Origin of the sequence: Methylobacterium sp. J-059 (genome assembly GCF_022829485.1) — a bacterium.
Lineage (GTDB): Bacteria > Pseudomonadota > Alphaproteobacteria > Rhizobiales > Beijerinckiaceae > Methylobacterium.
This window is the reverse complement of sequence record NZ_JAKSYA010000167.1, coordinates 17,628-38,335: the sequence shown is the minus strand read 5'-3', so window position 1 is coordinate 38,335 and position 20,708 is coordinate 17,628. Positions and strand designations below refer to the sequence as shown.

The window sequence follows — 20,708 nt, the reverse complement described above, 5'->3', positions numbered from 1 at the left end:
AATGACGGAGACCGGGTCGTCAAAGCGGATCCGGCCTCGGAGGCCTATCCAACCGGAGGGGAGACGTGCCGGCCGGACTGGTGGGGGGCTATTCGCCCGGCGTCCACGGCACGTAGTCGCCGGTGGCGGCGGGGCGGGCGCCCCAGGAGAGCTGCGAGCCCTTCGGGCGGTAGGCGTCGGCCGTGCCGGTCATGTTCTCGACGTGGGGCTTCTGCCACTCGCGCGGGGTGTAGGCCTCCTCGCTCGGCGGCAGCTCGACGTTGTGGCAGAGCCAGCCGCGCCAGCCGGGCGGGACCTTCGAGGCGTCGGCGTAGCCGTTGTAGACCACCCAGCGCCGCTCCGAGCCGACCGAGCGGTCGATCAGCGCCCCTTGCGCGCGGTAGTACTTGTTGCCGTGGTCGTCGCTGCCGACGAAGTTGCCGCTGCGCGCGGTGTAGAGCGCGAGCGACATCGTCTGCCCGTTCCACCACGTGAAGATGCGCAGAAGCGTGTCCTTGAGCGCCATCGCCGTCTCCGAAGCCTGCTCGCACGCGCGGCCGGGGATCGCGATCCGGGCTGCGCATGCAGAGCGCGGTTATGAGCAGCGGGTGCCCGCAAGTCCAGAACCAAGTCCGAAACCCGAGCCCGGGCGCCGGTGACGCCGCCGGGCGGGCGTCGCCGCGGACCGGCCCCGTCGCCCGGCGGCCATGCCGGCGCGGCGGCGCGGCGGGCGCGTTTTCGGGCGGCCCGACGACGCTGTGGACGCAAAAATTTTCCGCGCGAAATCCAGGAGGCGGAAACAGCACTTACGGCCGGCGCCGACTTATCCACAATTTTACCGCCAAGACCACAACATCTAGCGTGGAACCGGGAGGCCGAACACCACTTGTTGACGTGAAGGCCGGCCCGGCGTTAATGTCCGGGTCATGGTTCGGGAGCGCCGATCCGTTCGATCCGTGCGCGTCCAGCCACCTTCTTACCAACGTCGGCCGATCCGGGCAGCATCGCTTCAGGCGCCCGGATTCGGCTCTTCGGATCTCCGGATTCAACCCCGGGGCGCCTCTGCGCCTCGTCGGGAGAGGTGCGTCTCATGCGGTTCGAGCGTCGTTACACCACGTCCGGTTCCTCGCCTTATGCGGCGATCCCGTTCCGCAAGGCACTGTCCGAGATCCGCAACCCGGACGGCTCGACCGTCTTCCGCCTCGACGGGATCTCGGTGCCCGAGAGCTGGAGCCAGGTCGCGAGCGACGTGCTGGCGCAGAAGTACTTCCGCAAGGCCGGCGTGCCGGCGCGCCTGAAAAGGGTCGAGGAGAACGACGTCCCGTCCTTCCTGTGGCGCTCGGTGCCGGACGAGGCGGCGCTCGGCGAGCTGCCCGAGGCCGAGCGCACCGGCTCCGAGACGTCGGCGACGCAGGTGTTCGACCGCCTGGCCGGCTGCTGGACCTACTGGGGCTGGAAGGGCGGCTACTTCACTTCCGAGGAGGACGCCTCCGCGTTCCTCGACGAGCTGCGCTTCATGCTCGCCAAGCAGATGGTCGCGCCGAACTCGCCGCAATGGTTCAACACCGGCCTGCATTGGGCCTACGGCATCGACGGCCCGGCCCAGGGCCATTACTACGTCGACTACCGCAGCGGCGAGCTGACCAAGTCCGCCTCGTCCTACGAGCACCCGCAGCCGCATGCCTGCTTCATCCAGGGCGTGCAGGACGACCTCGTCAACGAGGGCGGCATCATGGACCTGTGGGTCCGCGAGGCGCGCCTGTTCAAGTATGGCTCCGGCACCGGCTCGAATTTTTCGATGCTTCGTGGAGAAAACGAAAAACTCGGCGGCGGCGGCAAGTCGTCCGGCCTGATGTCCTTCCTCAAGATTGGCGACCGGGCGGCCGGCGCGATCAAGTCCGGCGGCACCACCCGGCGCGCGGCCAAGATGGTCATCGTCGACATCGACCACCCGGACATCGAGCAGTACATCGACTGGAAGGTGAAGGAGGAGCAGAAGGTCGCCGCGCTGGTGACCGGCTCCAAGATCGTCTCCAAGCACCTCGCCGCGGTGATGAAGGCCTGCACCCAGTGCGAGGCGGAAGGCGACGCCTGCTTCGACCCCGAGCGCAACCCGGCCCTGAAGAAGGCCGTGAAGGCCGCCCGCAAGGACGCCGTGCCGGATTCCTACACCAAGCGGGTGATCCAGTTCGCCCGCCAAGGCTTCACCAAGATCGACTTCCCGGTCTACGACACCGACTGGGACTCGGAGGCCTACCTCACGGTGGCCGGCCAGAACTCCAACAACTCGGTCTCGCTGACCGACGACTTCCTGCGCGCGGTCGAGACCGACACGCCCTGGGAGCTGAAGGCCCGCACCACCGGCAAGACGACCAAGACCCTGCCGGCGCGCGAGCTGTGGGAGAAGATCGGCGAGGCGGCCTGGGCCTCGGCCGATCCGGGCCTGCACTTCAACACCACGATGAACGACTGGCACACCTGCCCGACCGGCGGGCGGATCCGGGCCTCGAACCCGTGCTCCGAGTACATGTTCCTCGACGACACCGCCTGCAACCTGGCCTCGGCCAACCTGCTGACGATGTACGACCGCCAGACCAAGCAGTTCGACGTCGAGGCCTTCGAGCACCTCAACCGCCTCTGGACGGTGGTGCTCGAGATCTCGGTGACGATGGCGCAGTTCCCGTCGAAGGAGATCGCCGAGCTCTCCTACAGGTACCGCACGCTCGGCCTCGGCTACGCCAACATCGGCGGCCTGCTGATGACGATGGGCCTGCCCTACGACTCGGATAAGGGCCGAGCGCTGGCCGGCGCGCTGACCGCGATCATGACCGGCGTGTCCTACGCCACCTCGGCCGAGATGGCCGCGGAGCTCGGGGCCTTCCCGGCCTACGAGGACAACGCGGACGCCATGCTCAAGGTGATCCGCAATCACCGCCGCGCGGCGCACGGCGAGGCGGAGGGCTACGAGTTCCTCTCGATCGCCCCGGTGCCGCTCGACCACGCCAACATCCCGCAGGGCAATCTCGGCGACCACGCCCGCGCCGCCTGGGACAGGGCCCTGCGGCTCGGCGAGGAGCACGGCTATCGCAACGCGCAGGCGACGGTGCTGGCGCCGACCGGCACGATCGGCCTCGTCATGGATTGCGACACCACCGGCATCGAGCCCGATTTTGCCCTGGTGAAGTTCAAGAAGCTCGCCGGCGGCGGCTACTTCAAGATCATCAACCAGGCCGCGCCGGATGCGCTGCGCGCGCTCGGCTACCGCGAATCCGAGATCGCCGAGATCGAGGCCTACGCGGTCGGCCACGGCTCGATGGGCCAGGCGCCGGCGATCAACCCGGGCTCCCTGCGGGCCAAGGGCTTCACCGACGACAAGATCGCCGCGATCGAGGCGGGCCTGAAGTCGGCCTTCGACATCAAGTTCGTGTTCAACCGCTGGACGTTGGGCGACGCCTTCCTCACCGACACCCTGAAGGTGCCGGCGGACAGGCTCTCCGACCCGACCTTCGAGCTGCTGCCGTTCCTCGGCTTCTCGCGGAAGGACGTCGAGGCCGCCAACACCCACATCTGCGGGGCGATGACGCTCGAGGGCGCGCCGGGGCTGAAGCAGGAGCACTACGCGGTGTTCGACTGCGCCAACCCGTGCGGGCGGATCGGCAAGCGCTACCTCTCGGTCGACAGCCACATCCGCATGATGGCGGCGGCGCAGCCCTTCATCTCGGGGGCGATCTCCAAGACCATCAACATGCCCAACGACGCCACGGTCGAGGATTGCAAGGCGGCCTACACCCTGTCCTGGCGCCTGGCGCTCAAGGCCAACGCGCTCTACCGCGACGGCTCCAAGCTGTCGCAGCCGCTGAACTCGGCCCTGATCCAGGACGAGGACGACGAGGAGGACATGGTCGAGGCGCTGGTGCAGGCGCCGGCCGCCGCCAAGGCGACGCAGCTCGCCGAACGAATCGTCGAGCGGGTGATCGAGCGGGTCGAGCGCATCCGCTCGCGCGAGAAGCTGCCGCACCGGCGCAAGGGCTACACCCAGAAGGCCGTCGTCGGCGGCCACAAGGTCTACCTGCGCACCGGCGAGTACGACGACGGCCGCATCGGCGAGATCTTCATCGACATGCACAAGGAGGGCGCCGCCTTCCGAAGCCTGATGAACAACTTCGCCATCGCGATCTCGCTCGGGCTCCAGTACGGCGTGCCGCTCGAGGAATACGTCGAGGCCTTCACCTTCACCCGCTTCGAGCCGGCGGGCTTCGTGCAGGGCAACGACGCGATCAAGAACGCGACCTCGATCCTCGACTACGTCTTCCGCGAGCTGGCGATCTCGTACCTCGCCCGCATGGACCTCGCCCATGTCGACCCGTCCGAGATCGGCTCGACCGTACTCGGCGGCGGCGAGGGCGACACCACCCGCGAGGCGGGCAAGCCGCAGCAGACGGCCGCCAGCGTCGTCTCCCGCGGTCTGCTGCGCGGCTCGGCCGACCGGCTGACCCTGATCCAGGGCGGCCCGTCCGGCGCGACCGTCGGCGTCGGCGCCGGCAACGCGGGCCAGTCGGCCCCGGCCGGCGGCGTGGTCCACGCCATGCGCGGCGCCACCGCGCTGAAGGCGGAGCCGGACTTCGCCGGCCACGCGGAGACGTCGATCGAGGCCCTGCCCTTCGCCAAGCCGGAGCGCAGCGTCGCCGACCGGCGCGCCGAGGCCAAGATGAAGGGCTACGTCGGCGAGGCCTGCCCGGAATGCGCGAACTTCACGCTGGTCCGCAACGGAACCTGCCTGAAGTGCGACACCTGCGGCAGCACGACCGGCTGCTCGTAGGCGCGGCGGTCGGCGTATAACGGAGAGGGGAGTTTGGGCCCAAAAAGAGGGAGGATTGGACCCTCGCCATAGGCAAGTTTGGACCCAACCCCCTCCAAGGCGGAATTCGAGGGAACGACACAAAGTCGAAAGGCCATTTTAAGCCTTACGGTGAAGAAACCTCGGTGCGATTACAGGGTGTTCCTGATAATTCCGCAGATGCGCCCCTCTGGTAGCCGTTCGAAGCATCACCTCAATTGTGCATCGTCCGGCAACGCGATGTTCCGGAGATCTGAACCAGCAGTAATGGCGGCCCGTGAAGGGCCGCCAATCTCCTTGATCGAACAAAACGTGAATAAGGCCAAGCTTGCTAGGTGGATGCCCGCCCCCCCGACCGGCCCTGTTTCGGCCTTCGTGCAGCGAGGTCAGCCGAAGCGTCGTTCGGTCCAGGCGAAATCCGCCCCTTGGTAGATCCACGAGGACGCCGATGACTGCACCAGTTCGACCTAGTCACGGCCTGCATGGCTTCCTGGCCCGCTATTGCCCGAAACCAGAAATTCTCCTCGAAATCCTCGGCAAGGAGCGTCGCCTCAAACACGTCGCGGATGGTGATCGCTTATGCTTGGCCGGCGACGAGGCCGATTGCGTTTGGGTCGTAGAGGAAGGCCGCTTCCGCATCGAAACGGAGGGCCTGATCGCCGTCCGTGGGCCGGGTGACATCCTCGGGGAAATGGCCTTTCTCCGGGAAGGGGCGCGTCGCGGAAACGATATCGTTTCGGACGGTCGCGGAAAGGTTCTGCGGATCGACCGATCCACGATTGACGGGATGTCGCCCGAGGCGCGGGCGCTCTGGTTTGAGACGCTCAGCAGGACGCTGGTCGTCAAGCTCGACGGAGCGTCAGTTCAGCGGTCCGAGTTCCTTCGAGAGATCTCCAAGGCCGAGCGGATCGTGGAACGCTTGGTCTGTCGCGAAGGGGTTGAGGCGACCATGGCTGCGCTCTCGGCGGTAGCGGACGAGCCGATCCCAATGGTCAAGAAGCAAGCGCTGGTCTGGTTCAGTGACGTTGCAGGGTTTTCCGCTCTCTCAGAGCGACTTGACGCCGATGGGGTCGGCGGTGTGCTGCGGAGGGTCATCGGGCCCCAGGTCGAAGAGATCGAGGCTGCTGGCGGGCAGATCGACAAATACATGGGCGACGGAGTCATGGCCTTCTGGCTCTGCCCCGGCGACGCCCGGCTCGCGCGTGCCGTCGCCGACGCTACTGGCGCGGCGGAGAGGGCAGTTGCTCGGGTCAACGAGATCGCACGGCGTGAGGACCTGCGAATCGGTATCCGCATCGGCCTCCATGCCGGAGAGGTCGCCGTTGGCGACTTCGGAGGCGGCCAACGCATCGCGTTCACGCTCGTCGGCCAAGTAGTGAATGCCGCGGCGCGATACGAGCAGTACAAGCCCAAACCCGGTACCAGGGACGGTGCGATCAGGCTGAGCGACACGGTCTACGGGCACCTGCCCCGGGAGCGACGCGCGGGCTTCAACCCGGACCCGGTGGCGTTCGTCGACAAGCACGACCGCCCCTTCACCGCATACCTGTCTCACGTCTGAAGGGAGCGCCCTATCATGACCTGGAAACTCACTGATAGCCGCGCCCGTATCACGAGGCTGATGCAGACCGTGCCCGCTTCCGCCATCGACGTGCGGCGGTTCGATCAAGGTTACCTGCAGCGGCGTGTCAACGAGTTGAACCAACGGGGCCGACGGCTTGGGCTTGACGAGGCTCCGATTGCCAATATCCCGAATAACCGGGCCGTCCTCGTGGATGGCGTGCATGTCTACGTGCAGCTTATCGACTACCACGCGCTGTTGCTCGACCATGGCTGCGAGACCGAGGCGAGCCATCGCAGACTCCTCCAGGCTCTACACCTCCATTATGCCGCGACCGATAGGGTGGTCGAGCAGTTCGAAGTCCAGCGCGTCGACTACCACGGCCCACGTTTGCACGCGGTCGTCGTAACGCCCGCGGCCAGCGAACGGGACCGCGTGCTCAAGGCGCTTGCCTTCGCCGCCACCTTGAAAGGGACCATCGAGGAAGCCGGACGAACGATGGGTGGCCAGCGGCTGTCGACCCACGTGCGGATCGGTCTCGACACCGGCATGGCGGTCGCCGTGAACAGTGGCAGGGGAGCGGAGCCCGAGCCGCTGTTCCTCGGGAGCCCGGCGAACTACGCAGCCAAACTCGCCGAGGGCAACGAGCCTGGCATCTTCATGAGCGACCGCGTCAGGACGGTCTTAGACGAGGGCGGGGTGGGCCTGGTGCAGGAGCGCCGCGTCGCGCTCACGCAGGACAGTCAGTATCGCTACGCTAACATGAGCCAGGGGCGTCCATCGTGGGACGCCAGTGACGGCTTCACTCGAGCTAAGGTCCAGGAGGCTCTCCGCTCGCTGCAGAACGATGCGGCGCTCTCGGCTGTCACGGCGAGCGAGGCGGTATTTCGCTTCCACCACCACGAGCCGCCCCTCCGAACAATCCGGTTCGAAGACCTGATGCCGAGCCGCACGGTGCGCATGCCAGCCGTATCGGTCTTTGCCGACATCTCCGGCTTTACGGCCTACGTCGATACCTGCATCGCGACCGGTGGCGTCCAGGAGATGACCGCCAATCTCCACGTCATCAGGGGTGAGCTGGCGGAGTGCTCACGCGACGATTTCGGCGCCAGGAAAGTCCGCTTCATCGGCGATTGCCTGCATGGCCTGATCGCTGAGGGGAACCGGGTGGAGACGGACCGCTCCGCCAGCGTAGATTCCGCCGTGCGGCTCGCCGGCGGCCTTAGGTCGTCGTTTGAGCTCTGCAGGACCATGCTTCCCGGCGTTGGCGCCTTGGGTCTGGCCATCGCGCTTGAACTCGGTCAGACCCCTATAACGCGGCTCGGCATCCGTGGGGATCGCAGCGTTCGTTGCGCCGCCAGCAAAGCGGTTTCCACATCTGAGACGCTGCAATCCGGGCTCGAAGGCACGCAGACGGCCTTGGGACCGGACGCGACTGAAGCCGCCACGTTCCGTATCCGCCAGCTGTTCCGCTACGGGCCGGTCGAGAACCTGGACTATGAGGCGGTCGAGACTTTCCTGGGGGGCTTTGTCAAGATCCCTGCAGCTCCGACCGTAACGTCGCGCCGGCCCGAGTTGCGCGCCCATGCGAGCCAGTAGGGCCGAGCGCTTCACCCACGCGGCTGCGGCAGTCCCGTTGTGGTTCAGCGTCACGGACAGAAGCCGAACGCGCTTAAGGGGCGTCGCCAAGCTTGCGTCCAACTCGGCTGCCGGAGACGAGCGGGTCCTTCTTGATATTTCCCTGGAGACTACGGGGGTTCGAGTCCGCGAAACCCTTCCCGGAACACGATTTCCTGCCCGGTGCCCCGAACGCCACGTTGAAGATGACGGCTGGTTCTGCCTTGGTTTGTCCTCGGGCTGGATGGTCGAGGACGCCGCGAGCGCGTCGACGTGGTGGGCCGCTCTGGAGGACTTCCTGAAGCTCCAGCGGGTTGCGGCGCGAAGCGGGCTCTGGCCCGACCAGAATGCCCTGTCGCACGGCGCGGCCGGGAAGCATCACCGCGATGCCCTCGCCCTGGCAGGCGAGGTCGGCCTACTCGACGCCTACGAACGTCACGTCTCCGGCGAAAGATCGGTTGTGGCGGCCCTAGACGCTGCCCTGACAAAGGACAGCAGCAGGCTCATCAACGGACGTGCGGCTTGCCCATGCGGACGGTCCCGACAGGGTCGACCCGTGCTCAGGCGGAAGTGCCCGCATCGGGCGAAGGTGTTGGCCCTGCTCCAGGAAGAGCGATCCCGTGAGCGAAAACTGCAGGAATATTGGACGTGGATGGCCGGAACGGCGTGTTGCTGCACCATGAAAGGCTGTCCGCTAGCCGCGTGACCATGCTGGAATTTGTACCCCGTGGACAAGTGGGTGGGGACGCCCAAACACCGGTACAGTGGCCGCGCGAGGGCTAGGCAGAACGCGAGGCGAGCGACCGTATCCGACGCGTCAGGATCGGCCAGGGCAGACGCCATCGGCTCTCCTCCTCGGAAAGCCGCCCATCGAAGCACAACCCCGACCCAGCGAGAACCTTAAACGATTCAAGCCGGTCGGTGCCTGCTCTAGGTCAAAGGCAGGCCAGTGCTGGAAAATCTTGTACAGCCCCGTGAAGATCCGCCGGATTTGAGTTTTGCGTCCCTCAAGGAGGGCGCGGACCATTGAGGCTGAAAATAAAATAGGTCGCTGTTTGGTCGCCTAAATAGGAAATACGTTGTGCTTTCATTTGTTTTCCTTGTTGTGCTGTCATAAAGGGGGGCGCAGCGCACAACGACCATGCCCATAGGAATATCGCGCACAGATTGCTGTATTCAGCAAATATATTTGCGCGATTTTGTTCAGGAAAATTGCTGCCACTTGCCGACTGGGGAGCTGCCGCTGTAGACAAAGCAATGCTTGAAAACGACCAAGGTCCACTGTGGGAACCTCCGAAGGCTGAGAAGCCGGAACTTTCTCTTCCAGAGCGTATCGCTTTGGTCAGAGAGTTGCTGGCAGCTCTTGACATAGTTATGGGTGATATAAGTCGCACACACTTTACTGGTGGACTCAAAGAGCAGTCCTACGACATTGTGCGACGCGCAGCTATCATTCGCCAGCGAGAAGGCCTTACGGCAATTCTTTCACTTTGCGACACAGGTAGCGCTGCGTTTGGGGTTTGTCTGCTTCGGCCAGCGTATGAGGAGATGCTTTGGCTGGAGTATTTATCAAAACACTCCGATGTGGCAAATGAACTGCTCCACTTGATGGGCCAAGCCAGTATCAAGGAGCATATGCGCGTGCAGATGGATTACTTGAAGCGCGACGGAATGCACGCCGTGGGCTTCACAATGAAGTTTGCAAAGCTCTTTATCGCTTCCGCACCAGCAGCCACCGCCGGTATCAAAGCCATTGGGGCGAAACTCGGATGGCGCCGCGAATCCGATAAACCCAGTGTTGCGCATATCGCCCAACAGGTTGGGCGGAAAGATGAGTACGATTACATCTATGAAGCTACGTCGCGGTTCGTGCATTTTTCGCCGCACGAACTTATGCGTAGAGCGTGGGGCGATCACGAAACAATGCACATATCTTCTGACCATTTCGCAAAATACTGGGCGCTATTTTCGCTGCATTGGGGTCTTCGGATTTTCTTGAACTCCATCAGGGCTGTCCACGATATATTCCCCGATGACAGTGCCAAGCGTGAGTCCTACGATAAGATAACGGAAATTATCCAGTCTGGCATTTTGCCCCCGGTTCCTATCATTACTGAAGCCGAGCTTGATTGGAGCTACATGAAGCGTAAGACCTAATCTTATCCTTTTGTCCCAAGACACTCCGCCGTTTTTCATCATTAGCTATTGGCAGGCCGTTAAATGATTTCTGGGAATATGTTTGGTTCTGCGCCAGTTAATCCGGAGGCTGTTGCCTATCATGAAGCGGCTCACGCTGTTGTGGCGGTTAAACTGGGCATGGTGATTGAATCCTGTACTGTTATCAGAACTGCCAAACACTTTGCTCATGTGACGCTGGAGACTCGATACGAGCCACCCGCTACCCCTCATAAGCCGACGCCGCCGGAGGTCACCCGCGTAACCAACTACGCCCGGATGGCCTACGCAGGGCATTTCGCGGAGAAGAAGAAATTTGGCCCTTCCCATGCGCCTGGCAGTGAGATGGATACTGCGGACGTGGAGGATTATGCCGCTGATCTATACCCGGAAGGTGACCAGAGGCATACATGGAAGACGGGCGCCATAGGCGCATCGCGGCAGGATGTGGAAGCCTGGTGGCCCGCCATTGAAATGCTGGCGCAAGAAATACTCACCTTAGGAGACCGGACGCACGCAGATGTCCTGGCGGTCATAGCCCGCACTGGCGTCTAGAGCAGTGTCCGATCGGATTGAATCGATTGGGGTTTTGAGAGCGGCGCAGATGTGATTCGATGCCCGGCTTTCCAGGAGGAGAGCCGGATGCCCTCAGCCCTGTTAGCCGATCTGCGTGAACGCGTCGTGGTGGTGATCGAGGCAGGCGCCTCACGCCGGGAGGCCGCCCGACGCTTCGAGGTCAGTCCTGCCAGTGCCGTGCGTTGGCACGAGGCCTTCGTGCGGGAAGGCCGCAAACGGGCCAAACCGATTGGCGGCGATCAGCGTTCGCACGCCATCGAGGCCCAGGCCGACCTGATCCGTCAGACCTATGAGGCCAAGCCCGAACTGTTCCTGCGCGAGTTGCGCGCCCGACTGGCCGAACATGGCCTGCTGGTCGGGGCGAGCAGCCTATCCCGCTTCTTCAAGCGCCACGGCATCACGCGTGAAAAAACACCGGCCAGGCCGCCGAGCAGGATCGGGAGGACGTCAAGGCGGCGCGCCTGGCCTGGTTCGAGGGCTAGTCCGACCTCGATCCGGACAGGCTCGTATTCCTCGACGAGACCGCGACCAACACGAAAATGGCGCGTCGCTACGGGCGGGCTCCGCGTGGTGAACGCTGCCGGGTGGCCGTACCGTTCGGGCACTGGAAGACCATCACGGTCACGGCGGGGCTGCGGGCCAGCGGCCTGACGGCGACCGCACTCTTCGACGGCCCCATGACTGGGGTCCGCTTCCGCCGCTATGTCGAAGAGACCCTGGTGCCGGCTTTGAACCCGGGTGACACGGTCGTGCTCGACAACCTGCCCGCCCATAAGGTCAGCGGCATCCGCGAGCGCATTGAGGCGGTCGGGGCCCGGCTGCTTTACCTCCCAGCCTACTCGCCCGACTTCAATCCATCGAACTCGCCTTCGCCAAGCTCAAGGCCTGCTTGCGTGCCCAGGCTGCTCGCACGGCCGCGGACCTCTGTGACACCCTCAAGAAAGCCTTCGAGCGCTTCACACCAGTCGAATGCCGCAACTACCTGATGGCCACAGGCTACGATGCCTTTGATCCAACCTGGTCGGATGCAGCTCTAGTGCTAGTGCATCGATCCAGACGGAGGCTTCAGCCGAGTCTGGAAAAATTGATACTAGAACAACGAGCTAGTGCTCACCCGCATGAACGAAGTGAGTGCGTCTGAGCCCTAGAAGGGTCCATTGTATCATCTAGCCATGATCGAAAACTGAAACGGACATCCCGACCAGAAAAGCGCAATCAGCACAGCAGCTTATTTCCGATCCATATATTATGATATTTGCGCAAAGATATAGTGCATTTCAGTTATAAGTTATGGATGAGAAAGCCGCATTATGACATGAAGCCGAACAACTGCTGTTGCTGTCAAATTCAGCCAGTTGAATAATCAAATAGAGGATGGATTAGTCTTATAGTCGTCTATTACCGCAACTATTCTCTCAAGTAGAGGGTCGAAACCACTAAAATTAATCGATTTTTTGTTCGGCCTTACTACTTTTTCAGCAAAAACTTGCTTTCCATATTTTCCAGGGGCCAGATGCTTTTTGTTTAAATCCAGTGTCTTTGTTTCTAGAACTGTTTTCAAAACTATATCTTCGAAGAAGCTTTCAATGCAAGTCATATTTTTGACCTTGCCAACCTCTGGTGTTTTCACGAGGTACAAATTTGAATAAATGCGGTAAAATTTATCGGTTTTGTCTAAAGATATATCCTTATGAGGGGTATTTCCTCTTACAACACTGAATATATCTTTTGCACCTTCGTCGTTATCGATTAGTATTATGACGGGATGAGATAGAGAACCATGCTTGAATTTTCGTAGAATCTTGGCGTATCTCTCAATGAAAAACTTAATATCACTACTGCCGCCCCCAAGCTGAAGCACGTCTCTAACAGTGCTGGTAAATTTCAAGTACCTTACTGTGTGTACAAATTTACCCCCATTCAAACTTCCTAATTGGGGATGAAATTTAGATAGCATTTCTACAGCAGACTTTAGGTATATTGCGTCCGTCTTTCCTTCGGTGACAATAAGGGGTGATTTAAGATCGACAAAATTTTTGTAGAATAGAAAGAGATGGTATAATTTTCGAATAGCCGCTGATGTTGCTTCTTTCTTCTTCTCTACACTTGCTCGCCGATCAATCGTGTTTTTAACGTGATAGACATAGCTGAGCATTCCACCTAGAGAGCCCAAAGTATCAAATTCGACCTTCACAGGAGGATCATTAGCCGATCCGCCCGCAAATACGGCTGGGGTCACCCTGTAATATTTTCCGCTTTTGAACAGCAACGAACACATTGAACGGACATTCCTGTAGTATTCTTGTTTAATATTTACTTTATCATTCACAATTAATCCGGTAACAAGCTGGCGGGATGCTTTAAATTGCATCCTGGTTTTGTTATTATTTACCTGGAAGCCCCGATTAGTTATTTCAGATGTTAAAGCAAATCCAAGTACCCACCTTGGCGATCCAGCAGGGTCAGGGTGCGCAAGTTCGCTAGGAAACTGAGCGCGATTTGTAGAAAAAGTTATATCGTCAGCATATCTTGAGTAAGTGCATTTATACAGCCTGGCTAGACGTATCAGCCTAACATCGAGAAGCCTACCAACTATATTTGATATTATTGGAGAACATGGACTGCCTTGCGGAAGCGAATTGGCATGACATGCAATTTGAGCAATAATAGTCGCGACGTCTTGGTGAAATTCAAATCTTTTGTCTTTAATAAATATTCCTCTGACTCTGCCAAAATTTATTGTCGAAAAAAATTCATTCAAATCTATGTTTAGTACGTAACGCCTGCGCTTATGCACTTGAGCGTTGGTTATGATTGAGCGGTCTTTTATAAAACCGTGAGATACAGTCTTAAATCCATTTTTTTTCGGTTCGATCTCATCGAGATACGAATATAATAAATCAGAAAGCCGTTTTTGAAGTAGATTAAGCCTGTCGACCGGGGCTTTGATTGTCCTCAGACCACCACTTTGTTTGGGAATAGAAAATTCTGTGTACTTATTGGCATCGGGAATATGATATAATATGGCCGATAGCCCACTTGGCTTATAATTCAATATCTTAGCTAAGTCAGTTAAAGATTTTGCTTCTTTAAGAGATTTAACTACTGACACTGCATAAATCCAGATTTAAATGAAGCTTGCAGGTACTCATATGCGAGATGACGACCCATAATGGACCATCATGAAAGCGCAATAATGGAATACGGGAAGCAATCGCCTCCTAACATCCTTATCTTATATCGCGATACGCGATAACAACTCTACCTGCAAGCCAAACAGGTGTATGAACGAACTCTAAGTGGCTTTCAACGGGCAATTTCGCTTCGCTGTCACACTTTCAACAAATCGTCCCACCGCGTCGTCCGTCGAGGTGACAGGAACTCCGCCCGGAGCTTCCACCCGCGCTCGATGCCGCTGCTGGCGTAGCGCACGCGGTCGCGGCCGTACCGGTGGTTGGCCGCGATCGGCATCACCACGCCGCTCCAACTCCGCGGCGCCGACCCGACGATGATCCGCGAACGCTTCAACGTGGTCCTGAAACGCACCGTCCTGGTGATATAGGGGTCCCCCTGCCTTGACCTTAAGGAGGATAGCCCGGACAGCAAAACCATCTGCACCAGCCGGAGCTTTGGGCAGGCCGTGGAGGGCTTTGACGAGCTGGCCCTGGCGTTGAACGCCTACGTGTCGCGGGCGGCCGAGAATATGCGCCGGCAGTCCTTGATGCTGCGGTGGCCGGAGAAAAGGTCACCGCATCTATTCCCATTCGATCTCCTGCTTCAGGGCTTCGAATGCGATGCGCCGTCTCAGGATCTCGGCCAAGCCTTCGATGACGGCCTCGCGATCGCCGTCGAGGATCGCACAGAGTTCTTCGATGGCCTCAGCCAGCGGCTGCAGGTCGCCGAGGTCGGGTTCATCGGGGGGAAGCGCGAACATCACGTGGTTCCCATCTGGAGAGCCGATACACGAACCTCAGCTTGGCGCGCAGGCGCCGCATGAGCTTGCATGATCCGGTCGATGTCCTTGGCAGAGAGATAACCCGCCTCGGCAAGTTCCGTGGCGATCGCCCGCAACGCCGGCGTTTGTGTCTCCAGGACGGTACGAGCTCGCGCATAAGCTGCACGTAGCCGCGCAGCCACCGTCTCGACGAGACCGTGGGCGAGGTAGAGTGAGCTATCCGCCGGGTCGACGTAGTAGGGTCCCAGCTTGCCGAGCCCGAACTGCAGGTCGATGTTGCGGGCAAGTGCTGTCGCCTGGGCGAGGTCCGAGCTTGCGCCCAACGCGCTACCGATCGAGACCTCGCCGAACTCGATTTCTTCGGCCGCGCGTCCGGCAAGCAGCATGGCGAGCGCCGCCTCGATCTGCGGTAGCGTCGCAGCACCGTCGACTGGAGGTTCGAACTGGGCTTCGCCGCCTCCGTCGTGAAGCGAAAGGTCGACGATCGGGCAGTAGCCGAGCGAGTGGCCAGCGATCGCATGGCCCGCCTCGTGGATAGCCGCGCGCCGCCGCGACTCCTCAGACATCGCGAGCCGCCCCTGGCGAATCTCGGCCAGGATGTCCTCTAGACCGATCTCGCGTGCTGCGCGCCGCGCTGCCCCCCTGGCTCGGCGCACGAAGGCCTCGACATCGGCTCCGGTCTTGCCGCGCGCGGCGAGCGCGAGCGGCAGCAACGAAGCGTCGGCCAGTGCGTTCGGTCCGAGATGATGCCGGAAGATCTTGACGAGGCTCGTCGTGTCCGGCCTCTCGATGGAAATTTCCCGGTCCAGGCGTCCGGCTCGTTTCACGGCGGGATCGATCTTCTCCGGGTGATTCGAAGCTGCGACTACGACGACGCCCGGGCGCTCCTCGACGCCGGCGAGTAACTCGAGGAACAGGTTCACCACCTGGGTCCAGTACTGGACATGCTCACCGCGGATCTGCGCGCGGTCCGAGATCCCGTCGAGTTCGTCGATGAACAGGATGCAGGGGGCCTGGGCCCGAGCCTGGGCGAACGCCCTGCGTATCGCCTGCAGGGTACCGGAAAGGTAGTCCGACGCGTTCCACTCCGCGACCGAGGTCGCCACCAAGGGGACGCGCGCGGATTTCGCCAGGGCGCGGGCGAAGCTGGTCTTGCCGACGCCTGGCGGACCCGACAGCAGCAGGCCCCGATTGTCGATATCGGCCCAGGCGAGACGACCGACACGATAGGCCTGCAGGTCGACGGCAAGGGCCAGGCCCCAATCCTTGGCCGCACCATACCCGTCGAGGTCCTCAAGCGACGGGCCCGTCTGGAGATAATCGGCCTTGGTTACCGTCACCCGAACGAGTGCATCGATGCAGGCATCTGGCGAGGTAGCGCCCCGGAATGCGATCGGCAGGTCGGCGATGTCGAGGGTTCGCACCAGATCGGGATCGATTCGTCGTGTCGGACATCCGCCGGTGACCGCTTCGATGACGAGGTCGAGCCCGCTCCGATCCAAGCCTGGGAGCACGATGCGATGCTCGGCCGAGCGCAGGAGATCGCGCGGCAGCTGGCGCATTGGATCGGGGGCGACCCCGACGATAGGAACCCGCGCGTGGAGCGCCGCGGCGACCATGGTGTTGCCGACATCCGGCCTGTGATCTTTGTGCGAGCCGTCGCGGACGAGGAGGCCAGCCTGCTTCGCTCCCAGAGCAACCGCTCGGTTGCCACTCAGATCTATCGCATGGACACCGGGTCGGAAGGCGCATCTCTCAAGGACGTCCCGCACCGGCTCGACGAGATCGGGCAGATGGGTGGTGATGACGACGACCGGGGCCTCGCGTCGCAGCCGCCGGACGAGACCGTCTTCCACCTCGATGGCGCGCGCGACGAGCACGGCAACCGCGGCGAGATCGGCTGGAATGGGTATATGCTCGGTCTTCCGCTCGCCTTCGGTCTGCGCCAGGATACGCTCGACCGGATCGTCACTCTCTTGGTCAAAATCGCAATCCAACCCGAGATCGCCTTTGAGCTTGGTCTTCCTACGCTCATCCTGTGCGAGGGTTCGCAGGAACGCGCGGGCAAGCGCATCGGGCACGTGGGCGTCTGGATGCTGGTCGTTCGGGGTCGTCGAGGACGGCAACATGGCATGATCTCCCACGGCCGGTCAGCGGCGCCGGCCGTCAGCGTAAGGGCTGGATCAGATGCAGCGACGCGGCTGGCTCTACAGGGTCGGAGCGCTCGGCGGGCGTCGGCTTCAGGAGATCGCCTGCTTCATAGGCGATGAGGCTCTATGGAACATAACAAGAACGAAGACAAGCGGCATAACACGGATGCCGTTCCCAGTCTGGAGGTTAAAAGCAATACGCACGACTCGGTCCGGATCGCCAGGCGTTGCCCTGTTGGATGGTGACAAGCGTTCGCAAAGGAACGATGCTCATTCAAATGGGAGCGCGTTGCGTCGTGCTTTCATATCTATCGCCCAGCGAGGGAAGGAACGTGACCGAGGGTTCGCATAGCCATGTCACGCCCATGTCGGGTAGCGAATTTCGCGCACGCCTTCGCGAACTTGGTCGGACGCAAAGTGGTTTTGCACGTGAGATCGGCGGATCTCATCGCAGCGTGACCCGCTGGATCAGTGAAGGGCCGCCTCCGGAGGTTGCTTATCTGATTGACTTGCTTGCCACTCTAGAGCTGCACATTGGACAATCGACCACGCGCACCGATGATAAATCGAACGAGTATCAGGTCGATAGTGCACTCGACCGACTCCTCGTGCAGGCAACCGCGTCCGGGCGCCGGGCGGAACTTATTGCCGGAGTACACCAATGGCTTCGGACCGTTGCCGACAAATCGGATGAAGTCAGATCGACTCTCGGAAATTCAAATATGTCGTAGGCACGGCCTCTCGCCCGATGTCTGCAACTGATCGCGCATTCGACGAAAACTGCATACTATCACCGCTTTCCACAGGCATCGAGGGCACCATGTGGGTTGTGCATCGCCATTTTGGCTATAAGCTCAGTCAGAGCAGTTCTAGAAATTAAAGCTTGCTCAAATCAGGCCCATGATTACGGCCTAAATAAAAATGGACGCTATGAAATTCTCTTCAACGTGATTTAGCCGAGCGTGCAATTTAGTGCGATGCCGGCTCTCACAAGGCATCGTGGAGCGATTGGAAATGCTTGTCCTAAATCAAGAATATATTGAATATCATCAAACGGTAAGACCACACAGGCCGGGCTTTCAATCCTACAAGACCTCACGGCCGATCGCATACATTCAGCGTTGGCATCGCGATGTTTTGGTCCAGTTGACCCTGGATCCGATCGCTCTCCGCATCGAGCCGGGCCCAGGCACTGAGACGCCGGAGGTTTTCGATCTGCTCGTTACAACGGCGAATGGCGTCGTCCATCTTTTTGCGTTCCGGGACGATCTGCCGACTCCACCGCGACCTCCGGACGGCAACTATGTCTCTCTACGGAGATCCTGGGTGCTGAAGGAACCACGAGCCGCAAACGCTCGCGCTATCTGGTCAATGCGGAAGAAAATCGTCTCCCCCACGGACAGGCTTAGAATCCTGCTTCGTCTGAAAGTCTATCCGAATGGCCTTCCAATCTCGGATTTACTTGACTGCGTCCTTGGATCACCGGGCGAACCTGCGGAAGCTATCTTGGCACTTGCATGCGAAGGGCTTGTCTTACTGAGTCTGGACAGTCCCCTGGTGCCAGATACGATCGTCCGTCTGCATCATCCAGAGCATCGGACGGATTTAAGCGCCTGACCTGCCGCATGGCCAGAAGGGAGCGAAACCCCTACGGTTCCGGATGCATTGTCTCCGCCAGGCTCGGATCCCAGCGGTTCCGGATCTGTCGAGATCCGAATGGCGCGACCTAGGGAGCCCATCCGAACCTCATCGAATTCCACTTGTCAACAGAGCCTGATGCGTCCAGAAAGGTGTGGACGAATCATCCGTGGATGGCGTCCGGATCGATCCAAAGAGAAGGCTTCGAATGGCGCAACGGCAGCGTGAGATCGAGGTAGCGGACGCAGAAATCGCCGAGTTGGATGCCCAATACGTTGCCGCCGAGCTGCAATTGCGTCAGGTAGCTGCGAAGCGGGACAAGGCCAAGTTGCGGAAGCGCCTGCTCGAAACGTTGCTCTCCATTGAAAATGATCAGGAGGTCGAACAAGAACAGGTTACTCAGATGCTGGAAGGTTTGATCAGCCAGCGTGTCAAGAAAATGCCTACCTTCAGCGGCGTGGCTCCGTATGCGCCGCTCCCGGAAGGACGCTCCTTGCACTTGGCCGACCCGATCGTGGATCGACACAAGCTAGACGAGATGATGGGGAGCATTAAGCCAAACCGGCACCAAGTATGTCATATGATCGTTGACCTATTGGAAAACTCATACCCTGAAGGTCAGGGTACAGCAGAAATAGACAAACCCATTCTAAAAACCGGCATTGTTAAAGAATCCGTACTTGCAAAATGTAAATCCATACTGCGCGAAAAGGGCGTTATAAAATTCGATAGAAAATCGGGTTCTTGGTTGCTTGATTTGTGACATAACCATTGCAGCCGCGCATTATCGGATATTTTTAACCTCCATATGTACTTAGAAACAATTATCCATAGCGCAATCAAAAGGCGGCACGCCGCAGCTTTTATTGACCGTGTAAGCGACATGGCAAGATAGACAAAGATAACCGAGCGAAAACGATGTACAATGAACCGTGGCATCAAACGAAACGAGCGCTTCAAGCCTAAGCTCAAAGCGCTCGTAAGCCGTCGACGGCTCTTAGGCTTGGCAGCGAACAGCCGTCGATCAATCCCGCCTCGCGGCGGACCGCACGTACGTCGCCGTAAGCGCAGGCGGCAATCACTGCATGTTTGATCACCGATGGCAAGCGCCACCGGAGTGATGGCCTGTGCCTACGGCACCGAAAGGTGACCGAAATGCTCCCCAGAACCTCGATTCCTCGCGCTGGCGCTGCCGGTGCGCACGTTCCCGGCCCTCTCCCTGAACCGTGGACGCCCCCCAGCCCATCCATCGCCCATCGTCAGGTTAGCTTGACCTCGAAGGGCCATGTGCGCGGTCGGACCCTGACGCATGAGCCGACGCCGCGACGAGTCTTCGTCGAAAGCTATGGCGAACTCTCGGCCGTTCACACTCTCATGGCACGACCGGATGTCGTTCACCTACGTGAACAGGCCGAGCCTGTCGATTATATCGATGATTTTGGGGTACATCGGCGGCACTTTTTCGATTTCATCGTCACGCTTGCCAATGGCGACAAGGTTGCTGTTGCTTACCGACCTCACGAGAGGGCCGTCCGAAAGGATTTTGCCAGCAAGCTTCGGTTGATAGCGGCGCAGATGAACCCTTCAATTGCGGACCGTGTCGTACACATGTCCGAACGGCACCTGCCCAAGGAAATCGTTCGCGACGCGACGCTTCTCAGAGCGGTCAGACGGGACAACCGTCCCGAGGACGACGCTGTTGTCGCGGCCATCGTGGGGACCCTGTTGGGGGTGACCACGGTTGGGGATCTCGTTCGGGCCAGCGGACTCAAGGGGCGAGCCTTCCGGGCAATCGTTCGCCTCATCGGTGATGGCATCCTGAAGATCGTCGGCACTCGCGGCATCACCTACGCCACGCGGATCACCCGGGGCACTGCCGCTAAAGGAGGCCTGTGATGGCCCAGCCTCCAATACCAGCCGCTAGACGGGTCAATCGTTTGCGATTTGGGCCCCATGATCGGGTGACTCTCGGCGGCCGTGCCTATTGTCGGCCGAAGCAGACACCGATTGGCTGGGCTTTTGGCCGGGACGATGCTCCCGAACTCACGCAGGAGCTCACGCACGAGACCATCGAAGCCTACACTGGTCGGCCGGGGTATCGCTACGAACGTGATTATTACGCCTCGACCGTCAGCCGCCAACGCTCAGCCGGTCTTGCTCGGTCCATGGATGACGTCCCTCCGCACAAGAAGCCAGAGGTCTTGTTCCGTTTTCAGGTTT

Annotated in this window: 15 protein-coding genes and 2 pseudogenes; 11 read left to right on the top strand and 6 right to left on the bottom strand. The window is 60.4% G+C overall.

Annotated features, from left to right (window positions below; translation table 11 throughout):
- Window positions 1-88 precede the first annotated feature (88 nt).
- On the bottom strand, window positions 89-505 hold the full coding sequence (locus MKK55_RS25330) for an NADH:ubiquinone oxidoreductase subunit NDUFA12 (RefSeq protein ID WP_147844523.1): 417 nt from the start codon (window positions 503-505) through the stop codon (window positions 89-91).
- 564 nt (window positions 506-1,069) lie between these two features.
- Between MKK55_RS25330 and MKK55_RS25325 the strand changes: the two genes are divergently transcribed.
- From MKK55_RS25325 to MKK55_RS25300, 7 genes and pseudogenes are all read left to right on the top strand, one after another.
- Complete coding sequence (locus MKK55_RS25325; RefSeq protein WP_243938283.1) at window positions 1,070-4,798, top strand: vitamin B12-dependent ribonucleotide reductase; 3,729 nt, start codon at window positions 1,070-1,072, stop codon at window positions 4,796-4,798.
- Window positions 4,799-5,264: 466 nt separating this feature from the next.
- Window positions 5,265-6,377: an adenylate/guanylate cyclase domain-containing protein gene (locus MKK55_RS25320; protein ID WP_243938281.1), complete on the top strand. Its 1,113-nt coding sequence runs from the start codon at window positions 5,265-5,267 to the stop codon at window positions 6,375-6,377.
- A 15-nt stretch (window positions 6,378-6,392) separates the two neighbouring features.
- Complete coding sequence (locus tag MKK55_RS25315; RefSeq protein WP_243938279.1) at window positions 6,393-7,976, top strand: adenylate/guanylate cyclase domain-containing protein; 1,584 nt, start codon at window positions 6,393-6,395, stop codon at window positions 7,974-7,976.
- Complete coding sequence (locus MKK55_RS29250) at window positions 7,963-8,700, top strand: E2 domain-associated cysteine-rich protein (protein ID WP_313898985.1); 738 nt, start codon at window positions 7,963-7,965, stop codon at window positions 8,698-8,700. The genes MKK55_RS25315 and MKK55_RS29250 overlap by 14 nt, the downstream gene beginning before the upstream one ends.
- A gap of 461 nt (window positions 8,701-9,161) precedes the next feature.
- Window positions 9,162-10,151 carry a DUF5677 domain-containing protein gene (locus MKK55_RS25310; RefSeq protein ID WP_243938277.1) on the top strand — a complete coding sequence of 330 codons (990 nt, stop codon included), beginning with the start codon at window positions 9,162-9,164 and terminating at the stop codon, window positions 10,149-10,151.
- Window positions 10,152-10,229: 78 nt separating this feature from the next.
- A complete protein-coding gene (locus MKK55_RS25305; RefSeq protein ID WP_243938275.1) occupies window positions 10,230-10,724 on the top strand; it encodes a hypothetical protein in 495 nt (164 codons plus the stop codon).
- Between the two features lie 87 nt (window positions 10,725-10,811).
- Window positions 10,812-11,748: pseudogene (locus tag MKK55_RS25300) on the top strand (IS630 family transposase); the annotation flags it as partial.
- Window positions 11,749-12,108: 360 nt separating this feature from the next.
- Here MKK55_RS25300 and MKK55_RS25295 read toward each other — a convergent pair.
- Window positions 12,109-13,857 (bottom strand): retron Ec67 family RNA-directed DNA polymerase/endonuclease, encoded by a 1,749-nt coding sequence (locus MKK55_RS25295; RefSeq protein WP_243938273.1) that lies wholly within the window; start codon window positions 13,855-13,857, stop codon window positions 12,109-12,111.
- A 218-nt stretch (window positions 13,858-14,075) separates the two neighbouring features.
- Window positions 14,076-14,273 (bottom strand): DUF4113 domain-containing protein, encoded by a 198-nt coding sequence (locus tag MKK55_RS25290; protein ID WP_243938271.1) that lies wholly within the window; start codon window positions 14,271-14,273, stop codon window positions 14,076-14,078.
- Window positions 14,274-14,355: 82 nt separating this feature from the next.
- Here MKK55_RS25290 and MKK55_RS29400 point away from each other — a divergent pair.
- Window positions 14,356-14,457 (top strand): annotated as a pseudogene (locus MKK55_RS29400) (hypothetical protein); the annotation flags it as partial.
- 42 nt (window positions 14,458-14,499) lie between these two features.
- Here the strand turns inward: MKK55_RS29400 and MKK55_RS25285 are convergent.
- Window positions 14,500-14,679 carry a hypothetical protein gene (locus MKK55_RS25285; protein WP_243938269.1) on the bottom strand — a complete coding sequence of 60 codons (180 nt, stop codon included), beginning with the start codon at window positions 14,677-14,679 and terminating at the stop codon, window positions 14,500-14,502.
- Window positions 14,679-16,829, bottom strand: coding sequence for an AAA family ATPase (locus MKK55_RS25280; protein WP_243938267.1), 2,151 nt, complete (start codon window positions 16,827-16,829; stop codon window positions 14,679-14,681). The genes MKK55_RS25285 and MKK55_RS25280 overlap by 1 nt, the downstream gene beginning before the upstream one ends.
- A gap of 353 nt (window positions 16,830-17,182) precedes the next feature.
- Here MKK55_RS25280 and MKK55_RS25275 point away from each other — a divergent pair, with 353 nt between their 5' ends.
- The gene (locus MKK55_RS25275) at window positions 17,183-17,581 is read left to right on the top strand and encodes a helix-turn-helix transcriptional regulator (protein WP_243938265.1); all 399 of its coding nucleotides are present in this window, start codon (window positions 17,183-17,185) and stop codon (window positions 17,579-17,581) included.
- A gap of 364 nt (window positions 17,582-17,945) precedes the next feature.
- On the opposite strand, the gene MKK55_RS25270 is transcribed toward MKK55_RS25275, so the two are convergent.
- The gene (locus MKK55_RS25270) at window positions 17,946-18,098 is read right to left on the bottom strand and encodes a hypothetical protein (protein WP_243938263.1); all 153 of its coding nucleotides are present in this window, start codon (window positions 18,096-18,098) and stop codon (window positions 17,946-17,948) included.
- Between the two features lie 598 nt (window positions 18,099-18,696).
- On the opposite strand from MKK55_RS25270, the gene MKK55_RS25265 reads away from it, so the two are divergent.
- Window positions 18,697-19,251: a hypothetical protein gene (locus tag MKK55_RS25265; RefSeq protein ID WP_243938261.1), complete on the top strand. Its 555-nt coding sequence runs from the start codon at window positions 18,697-18,699 to the stop codon at window positions 19,249-19,251.
- Between the two features lie 506 nt (window positions 19,252-19,757).
- Window positions 19,758-20,384, top strand: a complete 627-nt coding sequence (locus tag MKK55_RS25260) for a Tn7 transposase TnsA N-terminal domain-containing protein (protein ID WP_243938259.1) — start codon at window positions 19,758-19,760, stop codon at window positions 20,382-20,384.
- Window positions 20,385-20,708 lie beyond the last annotated feature (324 nt).

What these genes read in the sequence shown, in the direction of transcription:
- MKK55_RS25330 (WP_147844523.1), bottom strand. Translation starts at nt 505, where the DNA reads ATGGCGCTCAAGGACACGCTTCTGCGCATCTTCACGTGGTGGAACGGG.
- MKK55_RS25325 (WP_243938283.1), top strand. Translation starts at nt 1,070, where the DNA reads ATGCGGTTCGAGCGTCGTTACACCACGTCCGGTTCCTCGCCTTATGCG.
- MKK55_RS25320 (WP_243938281.1), top strand. Translation starts at nt 5,265, where the DNA reads ATGACTGCACCAGTTCGACCTAGTCACGGCCTGCATGGCTTCCTGGCC.
- MKK55_RS25315 (WP_243938279.1), top strand. Translation starts at nt 6,393, where the DNA reads ATGACCTGGAAACTCACTGATAGCCGCGCCCGTATCACGAGGCTGATG.
- MKK55_RS29250 (WP_313898985.1), top strand. Translation starts at nt 7,963, where the DNA reads ATGCGAGCCAGTAGGGCCGAGCGCTTCACCCACGCGGCTGCGGCAGTC.
- MKK55_RS25305 (WP_243938275.1), top strand. Translation starts at nt 10,230, where the DNA reads ATGTTTGGTTCTGCGCCAGTTAATCCGGAGGCTGTTGCCTATCATGAA.
- MKK55_RS25285 (WP_243938269.1), bottom strand. Translation starts at nt 14,679, where the DNA reads ATGTTCGCGCTTCCCCCCGATGAACCCGACCTCGGCGACCTGCAGCCG.
- MKK55_RS25280 (WP_243938267.1), bottom strand. Translation starts at nt 16,829, where the DNA reads ATGTTGCCGTCCTCGACGACCCCGAACGACCAGCATCCAGACGCCCAC.
- MKK55_RS25270 (WP_243938263.1), bottom strand. Translation starts at nt 18,098, where the DNA reads ATGGACGACGCCATTCGCCGTTGTAACGAGCAGATCGAAAACCTCCGG.
- MKK55_RS25265 (WP_243938261.1), top strand. Translation starts at nt 18,697, where the DNA reads ATGGCGCAACGGCAGCGTGAGATCGAGGTAGCGGACGCAGAAATCGCC.